The 18457-nt window shown below is 38.0% G+C and carries 15 protein-coding genes and 3 riboswitches; all 15 genes read right to left on the bottom strand.

Going from position 1 to position 18457, the window contains the following annotated elements:
* Positions 1-8 precede the first annotated feature (8 nt).
* Positions 9-1175, bottom strand: a complete 1167-nt coding sequence (locus tag A3KS_RS0109930) for a nucleotide sugar dehydrogenase (protein WP_026394803.1) — start codon at positions 1173-1175, stop codon at positions 9-11.
* A 26-nt stretch (positions 1176-1201) separates the two neighbouring features.
* The gene (locus tag A3KS_RS0109925) at positions 1202-2215 is read right to left on the bottom strand and encodes an NAD-dependent epimerase (protein ID WP_026394802.1); all 1014 of its coding nucleotides are present in this window, start codon (positions 2213-2215) and stop codon (positions 1202-1204) included.
* Positions 2216-2445: 230 nt separating this feature from the next.
* Entirely contained in the window at positions 2446-4041 is a 1596-nt protein-coding gene (locus tag A3KS_RS0109920) for a glycosyl hydrolase family 28-related protein (RefSeq protein ID WP_207637752.1), read from the bottom strand.
* A gap of 63 nt (positions 4042-4104) precedes the next feature.
* Positions 4105-4179, bottom strand: a riboswitch (cyclic di-GMP riboswitch).
* A gap of 33 nt (positions 4180-4212) precedes the next feature.
* A riboswitch (cyclic di-GMP riboswitch) is annotated at positions 4213-4288 on the bottom strand.
* A gap of 64 nt (positions 4289-4352) precedes the next feature.
* Positions 4353-4428, bottom strand: a riboswitch (cyclic di-GMP riboswitch).
* Positions 4429-4869: 441 nt separating this feature from the next.
* On the bottom strand, positions 4870-5574 hold the full coding sequence (locus A3KS_RS0109915; protein ID WP_278247310.1) for a WbqC family protein: 705 nt from the start codon (positions 5572-5574) through the stop codon (positions 4870-4872).
* Positions 5575-5643: 69 nt separating this feature from the next.
* Positions 5644-7104: a lipopolysaccharide biosynthesis protein gene (locus A3KS_RS0109910; RefSeq protein ID WP_026394799.1), complete on the bottom strand. Its 1461-nt coding sequence runs from the start codon at positions 7102-7104 to the stop codon at positions 5644-5646.
* A 20-nt stretch (positions 7105-7124) separates the two neighbouring features.
* Entirely contained in the window at positions 7125-8615 is a 1491-nt protein-coding gene (locus A3KS_RS0109905; RefSeq protein WP_026394798.1) for a lipopolysaccharide biosynthesis protein, read from the bottom strand.
* Positions 8616-8671: 56 nt separating this feature from the next.
* The gene (locus A3KS_RS0109900) at positions 8672-9802 is read right to left on the bottom strand and encodes a nucleoside/nucleotide kinase family protein (protein WP_026394797.1); all 1131 of its coding nucleotides are present in this window, start codon (positions 9800-9802) and stop codon (positions 8672-8674) included.
* Positions 9803-9896: 94 nt separating this feature from the next.
* Complete coding sequence (locus A3KS_RS0109895) at positions 9897-10997, bottom strand: DegT/DnrJ/EryC1/StrS family aminotransferase (RefSeq protein WP_026394796.1); 1101 nt, start codon at positions 10995-10997, stop codon at positions 9897-9899.
* A complete protein-coding gene (aat, locus tag A3KS_RS20790) occupies positions 10994-11869 on the bottom strand; it encodes a leucyl/phenylalanyl-tRNA--protein transferase (RefSeq protein WP_051355793.1) in 876 nt (291 codons plus the stop codon). Before aat ends, A3KS_RS0109895 begins: the two co-directional genes overlap by 4 nt.
* Before the next feature lie 70 nt (positions 11870-11939).
* Positions 11940-12905, bottom strand: coding sequence for a glycosyltransferase family 2 protein (locus tag A3KS_RS0109885; protein WP_026394795.1), 966 nt, complete (start codon positions 12903-12905; stop codon positions 11940-11942).
* Positions 12906-12976: 71 nt separating this feature from the next.
* Positions 12977-13687 (bottom strand): hypothetical protein, encoded by a 711-nt coding sequence (locus A3KS_RS0109880; protein WP_026394794.1) that lies wholly within the window; start codon positions 13685-13687, stop codon positions 12977-12979.
* Positions 13677-15011, bottom strand: coding sequence for an O-antigen ligase family protein (locus tag A3KS_RS0109875; RefSeq protein WP_026394793.1), 1335 nt, complete (start codon positions 15009-15011; stop codon positions 13677-13679). Before A3KS_RS0109875 ends, A3KS_RS0109880 begins: the two co-directional genes overlap by 11 nt.
* A complete protein-coding gene (locus tag A3KS_RS0109870; RefSeq protein ID WP_026394792.1) occupies positions 14989-16173 on the bottom strand; it encodes a glycosyltransferase family 4 protein in 1185 nt (394 codons plus the stop codon). The genes A3KS_RS0109875 and A3KS_RS0109870 overlap by 23 nt, the downstream gene beginning before the upstream one ends.
* A gap of 24 nt (positions 16174-16197) precedes the next feature.
* Entirely contained in the window at positions 16198-17301 is a 1104-nt protein-coding gene (locus tag A3KS_RS0109865) for a glycosyltransferase family 4 protein (RefSeq protein WP_026394791.1), read from the bottom strand.
* A gap of 12 nt (positions 17302-17313) precedes the next feature.
* Positions 17314-18435, bottom strand: a complete 1122-nt coding sequence (locus tag A3KS_RS0109860; RefSeq protein ID WP_026394790.1) for a DegT/DnrJ/EryC1/StrS family aminotransferase — start codon at positions 18433-18435, stop codon at positions 17314-17316.
* Between the last annotated feature and the right edge of the window lie 22 nt (positions 18436-18457).

Genomic DNA, 18457 nt, shown 5'->3' with positions numbered 1-18457 from the left:
CCATTTTATTAATCCCGACTGAACAAATCCCGGGTATATACCTTATCAACAACATCTTTTATTTCTTCTGACAGACGGTTAGTTACGATCACATCAGCGATTTCTTTGAACTCATCGAGATCTTTTATCACTCTGGAATTGAAGAAGTCACTTTCTTCAAGGGATGGTTCAAATACAACCACCTCAATTCCCTTCGCCTTAATTCGCTTCATAACGCCTTGAATCGCCGATTCTCGGAAATTATCTGAGTTTGTCTTCATTGTCAGCCTGTAAATCCCAACTATTTTTGGTTTTCTTTTTATGATCATATCCGCGACATGGTCTTTTCTGGTGCGATTGGCATCGACAATTGCAGACATAATATTTTGCGGAATATCTGCATAATTTGCGAGCAATTGTTTGGTGTCTTTTGGCAGACAATAGCCACCATAACCAAAAGATGGATTATTATAATAATTGCCAATTCGCGGATCCAAACACACGCCCTTGATAATATCATACGTGTTAAGGCCTCTTACCTCCGCATATGAATCCAATTCATTAAAATATGCAACCCTTAATGCTAAGTAGGTGTTTGCAAAAAGCTTTATCGCTTCAGCTTCAGTTGAATTAGTATAAAGAATTTGAATATCCTTTTTTAAAGCGCCCTGAGCCAGCAATTCAGCAAAGACTCGTGCCCGTTCTGACTGCTCTCCGACGACAATTCTCGAGGGATATAGATTATCATACAGCGCATGTCCTTCTCTTAAAAATTCTGGTGAAAAGATAATGTTCTCTGCTTCAAATTTTTCTTTTATAGCCTCTGTATATCCGACCGGTATCGTTGATTTAATGATCATCACTGCATCAGGATTAATCGCCAGAACATTGGCAATAACGGCTTCCACTGTTCTGGTATTAAAATGGTTTTTTTCCGGATCATAGTTAGTCGGTGTTGAAATGATCACATACTCAGCATCTTTAAAGGCCTCATAGTTATCCGTTGTTGCCCGCAAGTTCAGTTGCCTGGAATTTAAATATTCTTCAATTTCATTGTCAATGATCGGAGATTTTTTATTATTGATCATCTCAACTTTTTCTCTTAAAATATCAAGTGCAATGACCTCATTGTTCTGTGCCAATAAAATGGCATTTGACAAACCCACATAACCGGTACCAGCGATTGTAATTTTCATTTTAATATCCCCCGTCGTTATCCTATCTATTGATCGATTTTATAATATTCTTGATACCATTTCACAAACTTAGCCAAGCCCTCTTCGATACTCGTATCCGGTCGAAAACCAATATCTTTTTCAAGATCACTTATATCAGCATAGGTTATCATTACATCACCTGGTTGCATATCCATGAATATTTTTTCCGCTTTTTTCCCTAACTGATCTTCCAGAATTGTAATGAAACGCATTAATTCAACTGGATGATTATTCCCGATGTTATATATCTTGTATGGGGCGAAACTTGAGCTTAGATCATTTAGCCTTTCGTCCCAATCCTTATTGGCAGTTGGCACTTTATCAATTAACTGACTGATACATGCCACAATATCATCGATGTATGTAAAATCACGTTTCATTTCGCCATGATTAAATACCTTAATCGGTTTTCCGGCTAAAATATCCTTTGCAAAAGAATAATATGCCATATCCGGTCTTCCATATGGTCCATAAACTGTGAAAAACCTTAATCCGGTTGTTGGCATATTGAATATATGGCTATATGTATGGGCCATCAGTTCATTCGCTTTTTTGGTCGCAGCGTAGAGGGAAACCGGATGATCGACATTGTGATTGGTCGAAAATGGCACCTCTTTATTTCCGCCGTAAACTGAACTTGATGATGCGTAGAGAAGATGCTTCACTGGATAATTGCGACATGCTTCAAGGATATTCATAAATCCAACAAGGTTGGAATCCAGATAGGCATAGGGATTGGTAATTGAATAACGAACGCCCGCCTGGGCAGCTAGATTAACCACGTAGTCGGGTCGATGTGTTTCGAAAATTTGATCGACTGAAGGCTTGTTTTTTAGATCAGCCTTATAAAATACAAAGTTGCTATGATTTTTCAAAATAATTAGACGATCTTCCTTTAAGGATTGTTCGTAATAACTGTTCAGATTATCAATTCCGACTATTTGATGATTCTCGCCAAGCAATAAATCAGCTAAATGAAAACCAATAAAGCCTGCTACCCCGGTAATTAGTATTTTCATTTTGGTCCGCCTTTTTTTCTCAAAATTGATTCGTATTCTATAGTTTGTATTTTACCCTTTTCGGCCTCAACTTACCACTATTTTAATGAATATTCATTCCGAAAAGCCAGTTTTTCTTTTTTATCCTCCATTAAACGACAAATAAAAAATAAGCCTTACTAAAAAGCAAGACTTATTCGTTATCTATATTTTAATAATGCTTGAAAAGTGAACCAAATCATCAGTTCTTGTTAATCAACTTTTGCTGTCAGAATGTTAAAATTATTGGTGGCTACTGAGAAATCAGAGCTGGAATTCAGTCGCTGGAATCCACTATAGGAATTATTGGACACTTGAACAGACGTCCCTTCCGGATTATAAATCAGGTAAGAGTAGGATGCTCCGGTGTTGGTAAAGGTATTGTTCCGAAGCACTGCCTGGGATCCCACACCNCTGAATCCGATGCCGTATTTGTCAATNCTGTTATANTTGAAGTTTGAGTTTTCGACCACTACATTNGTTGTCTTGGAGGCGCTGTTGGCGCTGATTAATGGAATCTTATCGACATTCGTGACGTTCATTCCAGAAATATTGGTGTCTTTCACTTCTCCGATAAACCAGAACAACGCACCTGCCATNCCGGCTGANTCGACGGTAACATTGGCAATACTTGACTGATAGCTNTTTCCGATGCTGAATGCGCCAATATCGGTCGTTNTTGGAATTGCACCACTGATGTTTACATCACTNATNTTCAGGTTGTTGGCATCGGCAATTTTGAATCCCAGGCCGCTGCCGGTGATGGTTAAGCCTTTGATNGTGACGTTATTTGCNCCGGTATTGATGTGCATCCCAACGACGCTGTTCTTGACACGNCAATTTTCAAACACGATATGATCCGGCGGGGTCGGGAATTTTTCATTACCAGCTACTGCGATTCCGCCACCAGGGGCATTATTGAACTCAACATTTCTGAACAGNAAATTGCTGTTATCNCCACGAATATATGCTGCATGAAGCCATTTTGTTCCGCCGGAATTGGCGTTTAAAATACTGTCGGTCATGGTTAAGTCGTTGGTTCCGGAAATCTGAATGGGCATGCCNGTTTTATCAATTTTAAGATTGCTGACGGTGATTCCCTGATTTCGGGCACTTCCGGATTGTCCCATTTTCAGNCCCACATACATACTGTCCATCGAAACATCTTTGATGNTCAGATTGCTGATACCCTGGAAGAACATTCCCTGAACGTTACTGATCATACTGTTGGCATAATATTCGGTTCCAGCAATGGTGTTTTGTGATTGTAATGTCAACCCTTCAAGGGTTACGTTTGTGATATATGCATCAGGATTTGACCATAAAATATTTGCTACTGCTGACTGCTGTGGAGCCATGTATAAGGTGGCACCATAACCGCTGATTCTGCTATTGTTCGTTACTTCCAGTTGGCTCGCAACCACATAGGTTCCGGCCGGAATTGTCAAGATTACATTTTTACTGCTGGCATCATTAATGGCTTTTTGAATCGCGGCGGTATCATTGGTGACGCCATCTCCTTTTGCTCCATAATCTTTAACACTGACTCCCTGATTCACCGGTGTTGTGGTTGGCGGTGGTGTGGCCACTGGTTCCGTAACCACTGGTTCTGTGACAACTGGTTCCGTAACAACTGGCTCTGTGACAACTGGTTCTGTGACAACTGGTTCTGTGACAACTGGTTCTGTGACAACTGGTTCTGTGACAACTGGTTCTGTGACAACTGGTTCTGTGACGACTGGTTGTGTGACAGTTACAGGTTTTTTTGGAGGTCTAACTCTGGCAGCAAATGCTGAATTGACAGGCATAACACTAAATAACACAAATAATGTGACTAAGAAAACAGATATTTTTTTCATGATGGTATTCCTTTCGGTAGCCGGCTGCCATTTTACAGGCCCTTAGCTTTGCGTCCCAACTTTTCAATTGGTTTGCCTTTTTCGTTGAATAACGATGAATTGCAAATAAAAAACTCCCCCTTCGGTAACTGGCTGCCATTTTACAGGCCCTCTAGCTTTGCGTCCCTGCTTTTCAACAGGTTTGCCTTTATCGCTGGAAAGTTATTCCACGATAGATATTAAATTGGTTTTTTAACAATTTTTTAGTATGATACCTTCCTTTCGGTAGCTGGCTGCCATTTCACAGGCCCTCTAGCTTTGCGTCTCTGACTTTAATCAGATTTGCTTTTATCGTAGAAAACAAATCAATACATAAACAACTTCGGTAGTCGAAATGAATTGACCAACAATTTTTACTTAAAACTATGTGGATTTTGATAGAAGTATAGCTTTCATAAGTACTTCTGAATGAGCAAACATTCGAATATTAAGTTATTTGCTTTTCTTGGTGTCACTGTATCACATATATCAAAATTAGTCAATACCCTATTTTATTTTTTTAATAAATTAGATAACTAATCTTAATTTATACAATATGTTGATATAAGCAAATACGTTCATCAATATAGTGTATCAATTTCTTTACTGTCTTATGCTAGACAAGTAAATCTCTCTTTCAAATTTAACAAACTTTAAACCCCCTATTAAGGAAGTATGTCTAGCTTTGGATAGCGATTACAAAAGCATCCGTACTGTCTTCGTCGATCGCGCTGAATTCCTTTATCGTCATCTAAAAATCTAATCTCTGCCATCAATCAGATCATATTCTGTTAACATCGCTTTAATCTGCTCCCTGGGGTTAAACATCATCACATCAATGATCGATAAATTCGGAACAAATTTATTGTAAAATTGTCGGTATTCTAAGGTTTCTCTCGTTTTAATAAATTTAAGCTCAATACTATTTTTTTTGAATTTACTTTTTGAATATAGCTCCATTCCACCGATTGAATTTATATATCGTTTTGCCTTCAATTCTTTGCAAACATAAATAACTGAATCCTGATAGTTCAACTCAGGCGGTAGCTTAAGTGTCGATTCTACTATCATCTTGGTTCTAATATCCAGATACTCACAAATTTTTTTGATACTATTATGTAAATACGCTGCTACATTTTCATTTTCAAAACACATTATCTTTTCAATGAGGGGATAGATATTGGTAAACTCCGGTGCCTTCCGATATGAGTTCACTATTTTATTCAGGAATGTAATTCTTCCCATCGAGCCTGATTGAATTGCAAAGGTCCGCTCATTGATGTTCAGGAAATAGCTGTCTCTTTTTAATGGCAACGTGATCATTGACGGTTCTCCATTTAATAAGATCCGATTTCTGTTTATCCACCCTTTTTTTATAAACTGCACATCATCCGCAATAACAAAATAATCTGAACAATAGATCATTTGATAATATCCAATGTAGGGAAATAAATAAGGTTGCATTATTGAAATATCCATTTCGTTCCTCACTTTTAAATCTGACCACTCTTTTGTCTTTTTCCGATGATCATCTTATTTGCGCTTCTTTCTATTATCCAACAACTCTTTCGCTGTTATCATTAAGTATGACAGACATTCAAACTTTAGTATTTTTGCCATTCCAAAATAAATTAAGACTCCAACACATATCTGCATTGTCAGGGTTAATCCGGGATTCATATTAAGCCATGAAAAACTATAGATAATCACACCCATTGCCAGGGATAATAAAAGCGACGGCATAACATCTTTCAATTGTTGTACATAACTATAATTTAACAGTTTTTTATTGGGATAGGCATTTATAAATGACGAGGCGACACTGCTGAAAAACATTCCGGCAGCAATCGCATAAATACCAAACGCGAGCGAAATACCCAATATCGCCAGGCTGACAACATTTTTAACAATTTCCAGTTTTAAAAATATATCACTTCGACCTAAGGCATTGATTGCCTGAAGATTAGCCGTATGGATTGGCAGCAATGCGTATGCAGCACAGGAAATCTGCAGAAATGGGACACAGGGTAACCATTTATCAGTCAATAAAATTTTGATCAGGGGTTCCGCAATTACCGCCAGTCCAACCATCATCGGAAAGATAAAAAAGGCACTGGTCACAATCGCTCTTCTAACCATTTCCTTGACTCGGTGTAGATTATCCTGTTTGAGGGCCAAGGCCGGAAACATAACCGATTGAATTGATCCATTAATGTTTGAAACGATCAGCGATGGAAATTGCTGTCCGCGGTTAAAATAACCCAGCATTGCCGGATTATAGATTTTTGCAATAAATAGGCTTTGGATATTATTATAAAGCATATTAATGAGTGCTGAAACTAATAGTTTCCAGCCAAATGAAAAAAGACCCTTCAAACTTTCCAAGGAAAAAAGAAAACCTGGCCGCCACCTTACTGTAAACCACAAAATCGATGCCACCATCAGTTGATTTGTTAGCTGCTGGGCTACCAGTGCCCAGGCACCAAAACCATTATAGGCCATCGCAATTCCGACTATTCCCGAACCCACAACAGCCCCTAGACTACTATAGAACAATTTTCTGAATTCGAGATTTCTGGCAATAACGGCATTTTGAATTGAATTCAAACCACCTAAAAACAATGTTATCGATAAGACTCGAAGCAGTGGTATGAGCATCGCATTCTCAAAAAATTGGGCAATCAGTGGCGCCGAAACAAACAGGATCGCATAGCATAGCCCGGCAACCACTAGACTTAAAAAAAACACGGATGAAAAATCAGTTTCGTTTGCATCCTTCTTCTGGATAAGCGCGGTATTAAAACCATATTGAACAAATACATTGGCAAATGAGATAAATATTGTGATTAATGCGATTGTTCCATATTCTTCTGGTAATATAAGGCGGGCCAGCGCAATTTGAACAATGAATTGTATGCCCTGGGTACCCAGTCGCTCCATAAATTTCCAGAATAAAGATGAAATCACTTTAGATTTAATTTGCTTATCGTTCATAATCCTTCTTCCAGGTTCAATTATTTGCTGTTTTTATTCTTAGGTGCAATCTTTCTTATCGTCTGATCGCGTACAATTCTTATAAAACCTCTGAAATCTTCAGGCATATATTTAATGATAACGAATCTAAAAGCAAAAATATACATCAGGCTCACTGCTGAAGTCATAACAATCAGTCTGAGCAGCGCATATGGTAAAGTTGCCACAGGACTGCTAATCAGATAACTGACACCCCCGATGACTACAGTGACCAGAATAATCGGGGTTAGGTAACCCAACAATTCCCTCATCTTTAGCTCAACTAAATGGCCAATCAATAACGTCATAATAAAATAGTTGATAATGATCGCAATTGTTGTTGTCACCGCAACTCCAACGATCCCCCATTCTTTGCCAATGTATGCCCCCCCAATAACCAATGTTGCATACGCAATTTGTACCCATAGCCGTTTATAGACGGCTCCCAAAGAACGTACCAGAGCGTCCCCAATTTTATACGCCATTCTAAAAAACAAGCTGACAATTAATATTTTGAAAGGGAGAATCGTTTCTTCCCATTTCGGACCCAAGACAACTTGAACTAAGTCGGCTCCCATCGTCAGTGATACAATCGTAATTGGAAAAGCCAGAATTGCTATCAGCGCTGTTAAATTCATTACAACATAGCGGATTTTTTCATGTTCATCCTGATACATGGCCAAAAGAGGAAACAAAACCCGCTCCATCACTGTCGCTATCAGATTTGTGGGCACCAGTAATAATTGATACGCTCGATTATAAAATCCTAAGGCCGCGCTTCCAAGCGTTTGACTGACAACAAAATAATCTCCCTGATTGGCAATATTATTAAATACCTTAGAGAGTGCGTATCCAGTTCCAAAATTAAGCAGTTCTTTTGCTGATTCTTTTTCAATTTTCAATCTAAATTTGATGGGCTTATTGATTATTGACAATATTGTTTGTATCATAACACTGATAATCTGAGCAAACACAAGCGACCACGCGCCAAATCCATTAAATGCCAGTATGATTGCAACGGCTCCGTTCACAATAGCCGCCACCGTATTTATGATGCTGATGACTTTAAATTGCATTTCTTTTTGAAGTAATGCTTCCGACACCCCTGAAGTGCTATGAACAACAAATACGATCGAAAGTACCCGTAGCATCGTAATATCATCTGATCCGACAATACCGGCAATAAGAGATGCAAAAATGAAGATGGTCACATAAATAATGAGGCCCAGTATTAAGTTTAGGGTATTCCCGGTTGCGATATAGTCGTCTGACAATTGTTTCTTTTGAACAATGGCACTTCCTACACCCATCATCCAGAATATCTCCGCAAAACTAATGATGATCTGAATCGTCGCGACCTGACCAAACTCTTTTGGCAGTAACAATCTTGATAAACTCATTGTGATTAACAACCGGATCGCGACACTGGCCAAACCCATAATTGTCATCCAGTAAACGCCCAAAAATGCCTTATCTTTATTTGATACTTTCATCAGCTCTAACCACCTTTATTTCAGATTCATCTCAAGTCAGAATGTCGGTCCGGGTTCTAACCATTCATTTTCAAAAGTTGAAAAAGATAATCCCATATCAATTTCTTTATCACCTTTAATTCTTCCTCGTACTTCTGGTTGGCATCGATGTTGTGAATAACTGCATTTTCAAAATCCAGCTTACAAATTATATCTGTCTTCTTTTCTAATTCCAGAATATTATGATCCGGCTTTCTCAGGATTGCGACTTCCGGGGATACAATCAGCTTTATGACTAGATCAGGGCTCATTTTAACACACCTGTTTATGTTTTCTTCTTCCATTTGAATTAAACGGTTGATCAAAGAGCTGTTCAGCCGTCCATATGCTTTTCTGATTTTGGGACCGTCATTGATTCCCATAAACTGATTCTGCGGATATCTGTCAAACAGGCAAATTCCGCCGCTCGCAGAAAAGCCCTTTGACTTTTTTAACTGTTTCAATGAGTGGACCGAAATACGATATAAATAAAAGGCATTTACATGACAAAAACAACTTTTCAGTCCCTTTTTTAGAATATTTTCTTGGATTTGGTTCACTTGGCTTTTGCCAGTTTTAATCATCTGTTGTTCATTCAATGCTCGGGAAAGTCTAAACCGTCTTATCATCATTTTTATAACTCGTTTATACACGGGGTTATAATGATCACCGCTCCCCAGGTAATAGCGACGGCAATCAATTTTTTCTGAAAACCACTTCTCCAGATCTGTGGTAACGGTACTTTTTCCTGACCCATCTGAACCGATCAATGCTATTAATGGACCTTTGAAAGAAAGGCTGCTTGCAGTCGCGTATTCATTTATAACCTTGTTGATATAGCCATTACTTAGATTTATAACATCGTTCCGACCTGTCTTCGTCCTGCATAAAAATAAGCAAACCTGAATTAAATCGCCTTTGCTTTCATCAAATCCTACCCATGATTCCAAATTTTCTGACATCAATTGCTTTTGCTTTTTTAGTTGAATGAATTGGTATTTTAAAAATATATTTTGATAGATCGTTCGATCTTTTTCCATGCCAATGATAACTATTTCTGCCTGATTAGACTTACTACTGTTTTTCATGGTCTTCGGCAGAAGGACGGAAGTATCTCGTTTAATCTGATATAAATCTTCTAATAGTTGTTTTTGAACATCAATCGTCATCACCCCCCTTCCACACACTCTACAAAACAATTAAGCTAAAAACCAGGATTGAAAGGTTATTTTCCTCATTCTTCTGATCAGTCAACAGTAAAGTTTAGATCAATTTTAAAATGATTTTGCAAATCCGATCAACCTCATCAAGCATCAGATCAGCATACAGAGGCAAGGTTATGACCCGGTCGGCAATATTCTTCGCCACTGGTGTTTCGTTTGAATTAAAACGATCCGCATAACATTCGTAATCCGTCGTCAGTGGATAGAAGTATTTTCTCGGAATAATTTGATTTTTCTCCAGTTCGTCAAAAACATAATTCCTTAAATTTGATTTCCCATAAAAAACAATCGGAAAATATGCATAATTGCTTTTAACTGCTGGTTGAGGTTGCAAAAGCTTTATCCCTTTGTTTCCTTCCAGGTTTTCTCGATAACGATTAAAAACAGTCTGGCGTCTGGCAATTTCTGCGTCAATATGGCGGAGATTACAAATTCCCATCGCTGCCTGAAATTCATTCATCTTTGCATTACCGCCGACAAACTCCACCGATTCAGGTCCAGTAATCCCGAAATTTTTGAGAAAATAGAGGGTTTTTTTCAGTTCCTCATTATTATAGGTTACGGCACCACCTTCGATGGTATTGAAAACCTTTGTGGCATGAAAACTAAAGGTTGATGCGTCACCAAAATTACCGATGCCGATACCGTTAACCGTTACTCCAAAAGCATGTGCTGCATCATAGATCACTTTTAACTTATATTTTTGAGCAATCTTTTCGATCGTTTCTACATCACATACATTTCCATACAGGTGAACTGGAACAATTGCACAGGTTTTTTCGGTAATTAAACCTTCAATTTTTTTTACGTCAATATTATAATCGTTCTCATTGATATCACAGAATACTGGTTTTAGGCCATTTCTGACGATCGCATGAGTGGTTGATGCAAATGTAAAAGGCGTCGTAATCACCTCTCCCTGGAGATCAAAGGCGGCAATTGCGCACTCAAGCGCAAGGTGACCATTTGCTAATAGCGTAACCATTTCCACATTTAAATAGTTTCTTAAACATTTTGCGAATTTCTTGTGCTTTACGCCCATATTTGTCAGCCAGTGCGTGTCCCATAACTCTTTAATTTCTGCCATGTACTCTTCAAATTCTGGCATCGATGACCGTGTAACATTGATCTGTTCTTTCATGTCAAGGCTCCTTCCATCTTCGTAGTCAAACCATCCAGATGATTTTGCACAGCTTGCTTCAAATCCCAGTTTTCAAACAATGCACCCCAATCCGCTATCACTTCAGGAGCCTCCTTGCTTTTATCTAGAATCTCCAGAAACTCGTCTCGTGAAATAACGACAGCGCCCAAACTTTTCATATGTTCTGTCGGCCAAATTCCACAATCCATAATGGCAAAGTTCATTTCTGCTAGTCGAATCGATAATCCGATATAAGCTAATTTTGAGGTGTGACTTACCCGTGCAAACATTGACTCACCGTGAAAGTATGATCCGAATGAAATTCCGAATAAACCGCCAACCAGCTTTTCATCTTGCCAAACTTCAACCGAATGGGCAAATCCCAGAGCATAAAGTTTATGAAATGCCTGGACCTGTGCATCCGTTAACCAGGTATATTCTTTTCTTGTTTCTGAGCAAGCATTAACGACCTCGTAAAAAGCTTTATCAACTGTTAATTTAAATTTATCCTGGCGGATTAGTGCCCGCATATTTTTAGGAATATGAATATCTTTGGGATACATGACACAATGTCGCTCTGATGTCCACCAAAGAATGGGCTGATCCCTGAACACAACTGGGTATATGCCATTTTTATAGGCCAGAATAATGCGCTCCGGTTCCCAGTCACCCCCAATTGCCAACAACTCACCTTCCGGTCCCATACGGATATTTTTATTTGAGGCTGTGTGGGGCGGGAAATATAAATCCTGAGTTAGAACGTAGGCTTTCCTCCAATATTTAATACGGCGCGTGTAAAAGGATTTAAGCTTTCCCTTAAGGATACGGTCATCCAACCTTAACAGTCCCGACTTGAATTTTTTCAGTGTCACTATCGCTCCTCCATTTCCACTTCAATGCTCAGCTGCCAGCAACTGATTGGTCTAACATATGCTGCTCAGTTCACTTCATTTTATACTTTTTCCGGAGCCTTTTATAAGCTCTTACTGACCGTGGAAAGTACTGTTTGATCAATATTTTCGTTTTTTCTTTTTTTTCCAGCTTTTTAAAAATTGCTTTGAATTTGTCTTCCTTTAATGCTTCAAATCGTTCCTGTGCAATCATAATTTTAAATTGGTTTATATTATTTTTGTTATTTATTGCTTCATCATACTGATAATTCGTGTGTTGGTTAAGATACTCCAACATTATTTCAGTATTATTAACGTGCTTGATTATTTTTTCAAGACTTGACTGTTCGGTATTTGTCCAGGAACCACTAACGCCTTTCCGATAAGCCGCCATGAATTCATCGATATAATAGACTTTTCCTTTTAAGGCAAGATAGATAGCTAATGGATAATCAGTTACTGGCGCCTTTTTATAAAAATCTGGTTTGTTAGCATCCAAATGACGGGGATACATCATCGTATTTGTTGCAAACAATCCGCCACCGCCTTCAATTATTTCTTCAACTGTAAATATTTTATTCCCCGCATTTGGTCTAACCGGCTTTATTTTCCTGCCATTAACGTTGACAATATAAGCGGCATGAACACAAAGTGCACAATCAGAATGCGTCTCCATATAATCAACTTGTTTCTGGAGTTTAAGTGGATCGATCCAATAATCATCACCTTCGCATAGAGCAATATACTTTCCCGTTGCTCTTTCGGTGTTTAGATCGTCAACATCAACATTTTTTGAATAAAGATTCTCCTTTTGATAGATCGGTTTTATTAAATTAGGATATTTTTGCTCATATTCGCGAATAATTTCTGCTGTTTTGTCAGTAGATGCATCATCATGGATTAATATTTCATAGTTGAAGCTGGTTTTTTGCATAATAAAACTATCTAATGCTGCGGCTATATATTTCTCATGATTATAGGTGATACAACTTACACTAACCATTATTTTACTGTTCATAACAAGCTCCCTATTTTAGGTAATTCACCTTTTGTATCATCGACAATGAACAATCTGGATCTGCAATCAATCTATTGGTTTTGAATTCCCATTATATAATTTTCTATCAGCAACACGTTTTCATCGATACAGACTTGGGTATTCACATTAAGACTCTCGAGCTCCAGTTCTTTGATAATTTTTCTGATTTTATTAAAATTATTCTGCTGGATGGTTAAAGTATGAATGGCGCTCGCCTCGTTCAACTTCTGTATTCGTGAAATATTTCCTTTTCGCTTCGTCAATCGCTCAAAAGAGGCTTTGATATCGAGATCGACATTGACAATGAATATGCCCAGGTCCTTTTTTTTTGCATATCTGATTAATTTTATGACATATTTGTCGGCTATCAGCTCAGACTCGTAAAGCATCGAAATAATTTGTTGAGCAATTCCCTGATCAACTAGAATAACTTCTTGGACATTGTCACGGTTTTTTTTTTGATAAAAATCAAATAACACCACTAAAGAAATCACCCTTAACCAGTTTTCATGATTGAGTTTTTTATTTGTTATCAGATACATTACTGCCAGATATCCTATTTTAAAACTTGAAGGTTTTATCCTGAATAGAAACAGCAATAAGTGTTTTAAATTTTTCCTGGATGGTTTTTTAATTATCTGATGATAGGATTCAACCGGATAATCCGCACTTTTCATATCTGCAATCACCCTGTTTGATAACGTTGTTTTGCCTGAACCGGGAATTCCGTTAAACTCCAGAAATATAATTTTATTTTTCATCTGCAGCTCCATTTCGAGGTATTCTCAAATCACCTATACTGTCATTGTCAGCCATAATCAAGGCACAGATTATCAAGTAAAAGATGAAATTTTCTCTGAAAAATAAATTAATCCCAAAACCTCGAAATATTAATGCTGCTAAAGGTAAAAGACATAACATTCGACCTTTTATTTTCATCGAAAATGGCTTAAAAATTGAGTTTAAGACATTAAAATACAAGATTGTCCCAATGATCCCTAAATGCACTAAGAGTTCAAGAAAGTAATTATGTGCTTGTCTTAAATCATAAGCCTCCACAGAATAGCCTACTCCTACCAGGAAAATTCTCCAATCACTTAGATACAAGCTCAAGTAATCCGACCAGATATCAGAACGACCAGTAGTAAGATCTGATAGACTCTGATCAACAAAATTTCCAATCCCCAATCGCTGGAAATAAATATTCATATAAGGCAAATTACTAATTTCTGAAATAATAAATAGTGTCAGTGCGATAAAAATGATACCTCTTAAAACAACATTAACATCAAAGGATAACTTGGTCAACTGAACGATTTTGAATATTAAATAGAGTATAAAAACAACGCCCATTGCAAGCATAAAAGACAAGCTCAAAGATAATATCCCAAATCCTAATAAAATAATCACCAAAACATAGTCATACCAACGATGTTTTTTCATGCCGATCATATATAATAGCGCCGCAATCGCAATCGTGATGTCCATGGTATAGAAGTTTGGATTTGTCTGAATTCCAGAAAATCTACCAATAACATCACCGTCTTCTAATTTTATCCGGGTTTCTTGCATAAAACCGCTTAGGCCAGGTATTAAATCGCTGAAAGACCCTAGAACTGATGCAATGATGATGCCGGCTACAAAAAACATCAGCAATTTCCGCACCTTTATATTATCCTTAGTGTTCATTACTAAAAAAGCTAACACAAAATAAATAACCAGCTCCACTAGCTTTATCAAACTTGAGTCCCCTGTATTAAGCAGGGAAAAAATAATAAGTGCGAGAATTGAAAGAATCTGATAGAGTGTCATCTTGGTTTTCTGATTCAAAAAAATCATCCTGAGGATATACACAGCAATGAGAATATTAAAAAAAGTATTCCCTCCTGGTGCTAGTTTCATGATCGGCGAAAATGGCAGCATGAAAAACAAACCATATATTCCTTCCGCCCCACTGATAAATATAAAGCTACCGGCAATGATAATTCCCATAATCAAAAACAGAACATTAGAAAGACCGAGGATAATAAATATCAGTGCTAAACCTAATATCACTATGGAATTAGTTGATTTCCTGGTTATCATTTTGAACCTCTTTTTCGTCATTAATCGAATTGTTAATAAACCGCACTATTTTTTCAGCCCGATTATTGATATGATATTCTTGTGACTGCTCCAAAGCACTTGTTGCCATTCTTTTACGCCGATTATCATCATTTTTTAAACTTCTGATTGCTTCAGCTATGGCTACGATATCCATACTATCCACCCGGATGGCATAAAGATCGTTTAAGATATCATCATTAAAACTGAGCTCAGAAGAGATAATCGGCAATCCGCAGGCCATTGCTTCAAGAATCGCATTACTGCATCCCTCGGCCAGGGTTGGCAAAACAAACACATCTGCACAATTTAAATATTCACAGATCTGATCATGAGGCAGTTTACCCATAAACACAATTTCATCGCCTGTTGGTATAAGAGCTCCTGAACCAATATAGATTGCTTTCGTCTGCTCCACTTGCTTCACAGCTTCGGACAAGCGCAAAACACCTTTGCGTTGATCAAATGAACCCATGAATGAAACAATAAAGTCTTCCTGACTGAATCCTAGTTTGTTTCTGATTTCACGTTTATCAATTTTGTAGAATTTTTCCGGGTCAACGGCGTTTGGAATCACGATCATCTTATTTCGTGTCGCAAGCTTAAGTTCAATACTTTCATCTAAATTTTTAGTTGAAACACAGATCACACCGCTTATATCAGCAAGAGCTTTTTGAATCGTTTGGCGGGTAAAGAGACTTTCCACCCAAATCTTACTTTCACCGGTTGCCACAAAAAAAGGAATTCCATACCTTTTACTGATTAAACCAGCGGTTACCCCAGAATGCCAAAAATGAGCATAGATTATGTCCGGCCGCGGCCTTATTTTTGAAAAAACACGAATAACTGCTTTTTGGGCAAAGAGTGCCGAAAGGTTCCTCCCAAAAATATTAAGGTTTGAAAATGACGGTACTCGGGGCTGATAAACATCCACCCACACCCCTTCCTTAACACAATCCCGCCAAAATTGAGGCCGGGCTGGTTTATTTTTTAGCAGCTTTTTTGTGATACTTTGAGGTGCAATGACTGAACATGGGTATCCCTGTACGGCAATTGAGCAGACCAGCTCTCTCACAAAGGTATAAACCGGATCATTCTGTGTCGGATAGTTTGGTACAACAAAGCAGATATGTTTTTTTTGCATGATGGCCTACCCCCTTCTTCAAAATCACTTTTGCTCGATCGCTTCATATATCATTTTGTATTCGTCACAGATTTCAGTCCAGCAAAATTTTCGGGCATTCGTTATTGCATTTTGTGACAAATCATTGTAGTGATTTTTAATTTTGATTATCTTATCGGCAATATCTTCAACATCAAAACAATTTACCGCAAACCCAACTTCCCCATCAGCAAATTGACCATCAAAACCTTGTCCTTTAGTATAAATCACTGGTAATCCCTGACTCATTGCTTCGGGATAGACCAGACCAAAGGTCTCGGTGATCGAAGGCATCACAAATATGTCATTGTTTCGGTAAATCTCAATCAACTTTTCTTTCGAACAATGAGAAATATATCGGATAAAATCTTCTTTTTCAATTTGCTCAAAAATTGACTTGTCGGTGACTTTGCCAACAACCGTAAATGTCACCTCATATCCCTGAAGGATCAAGTGTTTAATTGCTTTGATCGTTGTGGGAATATTTTTTCTTTTATTGACCATTCCAACAAATAACAGGTTCAACCTGTTATTGTCTTGAATTATTTTGGGATCACCTAAATTATCCAGCCAGAATTCATCAATACCATTGGGAATAACTGCGCATTTGGCGAGAATCTCATCTTGCAGCTGCTCTGGCAGATATTTTTCAACCACCGCATCGCGATAGGTTGTTGACAGAAATATTATCTGTGAGGCTTCTTGCAAAATATTAATCCCAAGTTTTCTAAGCCAGACCATCCGTTTAAAAAAGACATTGGCATCGGTATCCCGTACTGCAACGATATAAGGAATACCAAAATCCTTTTTTATTCGCATCGCGATGTATCCATTGGAGAATAATGAGTGCGCATGAACCACTGAATAATCCTCAAGCTGGTAGGTTTTTTTTATGTCCCGATAAATTTTTGTGTGTTTCAAATGAAATAAATAGCGATCATACTTTTTATGGTTAATGCTGATGGTTGTATAGTTTCCCAAATCACGAGTGACCGAAATTGGCGTCGGAACATAAACATCGATGGCCATTCCTGTTTGTATCTGTTGATCATACAAATGTTTATAAAAAGTTCCTTGAGCGTAATAGGAATTCACATGTAAAACATTCATCTCTGAGATCCTCTAAACATCGATAATCAAATTACATACTTCATCGATTTCTTTCTCGGTCAGGTAAGGATGCATTGGCAGGGATAATACGGTCTCGCATAACTTATTAGTAACCATATAATCAGCATCATCAAATTCCTGATCGCAAAAAGCTTCCTGTCGATGCATTGGTTTTGAATAGTAAATCATACTCGGAATCTTATGCTCACCTAATCTGGTTTTTAGGGCGTCTCGTTCCGATTTGCTTTTAAGTTTAATGGTGTATTGAGCAAAGCTGGAATAATAACCAGCCGGCATCACCGGGATTTCGACAGCTCCATCCAATCTTTTGTTATAGTGACGATAGATTTTATTGACGTCCTCAAGTTCATGTTCAATAAATGCGGTTAGTTTGACATTTAACACCGCTGCCTGGATCGTATCCAACCGGGAATTAAGTCCAATCCTGACGTTATCATATTTATTTTTTCCCTTACCGTGAACCTTTAATGAGTTGAGCAGACTGGCTAATTGATCGTCATTTGTAAAAATCGCACCGCCATCGCCATAACAACCGAGTGGCTTGGCCGGGAAAAATGATGTTGTGGCAGCATGACCAAAACTACCGGCCTTCTGACCGTTAATGTTGCCGCCAAAGCCCTGGGCGGCATCTTCCAAAACAAGCAAATTGTATTTTTCGGCAATTCGACCAATTTCGTTATGGTCTGCTGGCAGACCAAATAGATCCACCGGAATAATAGCTTTTGGTTTGAGTTCACCTTTTTTAATGACTCTTTGAATGGCCTTTTCTAATTTTATCGTGTCGAGATTAAAGGTATTTGGATCGACGTCAACAAATATCGGTGTTGCACCGCTTAGAGAGACAACTTCACCCGTTGAAAAGAAAGTAAAATCCGGTACAAAGATCGCATCTTCTGCTTCAATTCCCCAGGCCATCAACACCAGTGTCATCGCTTCAGTGCCATTGGCGCAGGAAATACAGTGCTTGACACCAATATATTCAGCCAGCCGTTCTTCTAGAATTTGAATTTCTGCACCACTGATAAAGTCAGCCTTTAACAAAACTTTTTGAATGGCACCATCAATTTCATCTTTATATTTTTGATACTGCGTTTTTAGATCTCTGAACTCCATCGAAATCACTCTCCACTCGTAT

This window comes from Acetobacterium malicum subsp. dehalogenans DSM 11527 (genome assembly GCF_000472665.1).
In the GTDB taxonomy this organism is placed as follows: Bacteria; Bacillota; Clostridia; order Eubacteriales; family Eubacteriaceae; genus Acetobacterium; species Acetobacterium malicum.
The sequence above is the reverse complement of the archived record's forward strand: the minus strand, read 5'-3'. Positions and strand labels throughout refer to the sequence as shown.

Coding starts and splice junctions, on each gene's coding strand:
- A3KS_RS0109865 (WP_026394791.1), bottom strand. CDS start 17,301: ATGAATGTTTTACATGTGAATTCCTATTACGCTCAAGGAACTTTTTAT.
- A3KS_RS0109870 (WP_026394792.1), bottom strand. CDS start 16,173: ATGCAAAAAAAACATATCTGCTTTGTTGTACCAAACTATCCGACACAG.
- A3KS_RS0109880 (WP_026394794.1), bottom strand. CDS start 13,687: ATGAAAAATAAAATTATATTTCTGGAGTTTAACGGAATTCCCGGTTCA.
- A3KS_RS0109930 (WP_026394803.1), bottom strand. CDS start 1,175: ATGAAAATTACAATCGCTGGTACCGGTTATGTGGGTTTGTCAAATGCC.
- A3KS_RS0109900 (WP_026394797.1), bottom strand. CDS start 9,802: ATGACGATTGATGTTCAAAAACAACTATTAGAAGATTTATATCAGATT.
- A3KS_RS0109860 (WP_026394790.1), bottom strand. CDS start 18,435: ATGGAGTTCAGAGATCTAAAAACGCAGTATCAAAAATATAAAGATGAA.
- A3KS_RS0109915 (WP_278247310.1), bottom strand. CDS start 5,574: ATGCAACCTTATTTATTTCCCTACATTGGATATTATCAAATGATCTAT.
- A3KS_RS0109925 (WP_026394802.1), bottom strand. CDS start 2,215: ATGAAAATACTAATTACCGGGGTAGCAGGCTTTATTGGTTTTCATTTA.
- A3KS_RS0109905 (WP_026394798.1), bottom strand. CDS start 8,615: ATGAAAGTATCAAATAAAGATAAGGCATTTTTGGGCGTTTACTGGATG.
- A3KS_RS0109875 (WP_026394793.1), bottom strand. CDS start 15,011: ATGATAACCAGGAAATCAACTAATTCCATAGTGATATTAGGTTTAGCA.
- A3KS_RS0109885 (WP_026394795.1), bottom strand. CDS start 12,905: ATGAACAGTAAAATAATGGTTAGTGTAAGTTGTATCACCTATAATCAT.
- A3KS_RS0109895 (WP_026394796.1), bottom strand. CDS start 10,997: ATGAAAGAACAGATCAATGTTACACGGTCATCGATGCCAGAATTTGAA.
- A3KS_RS0109910 (WP_026394799.1), bottom strand. CDS start 7,104: ATGAACGATAAGCAAATTAAATCTAAAGTGATTTCATCTTTATTCTGG.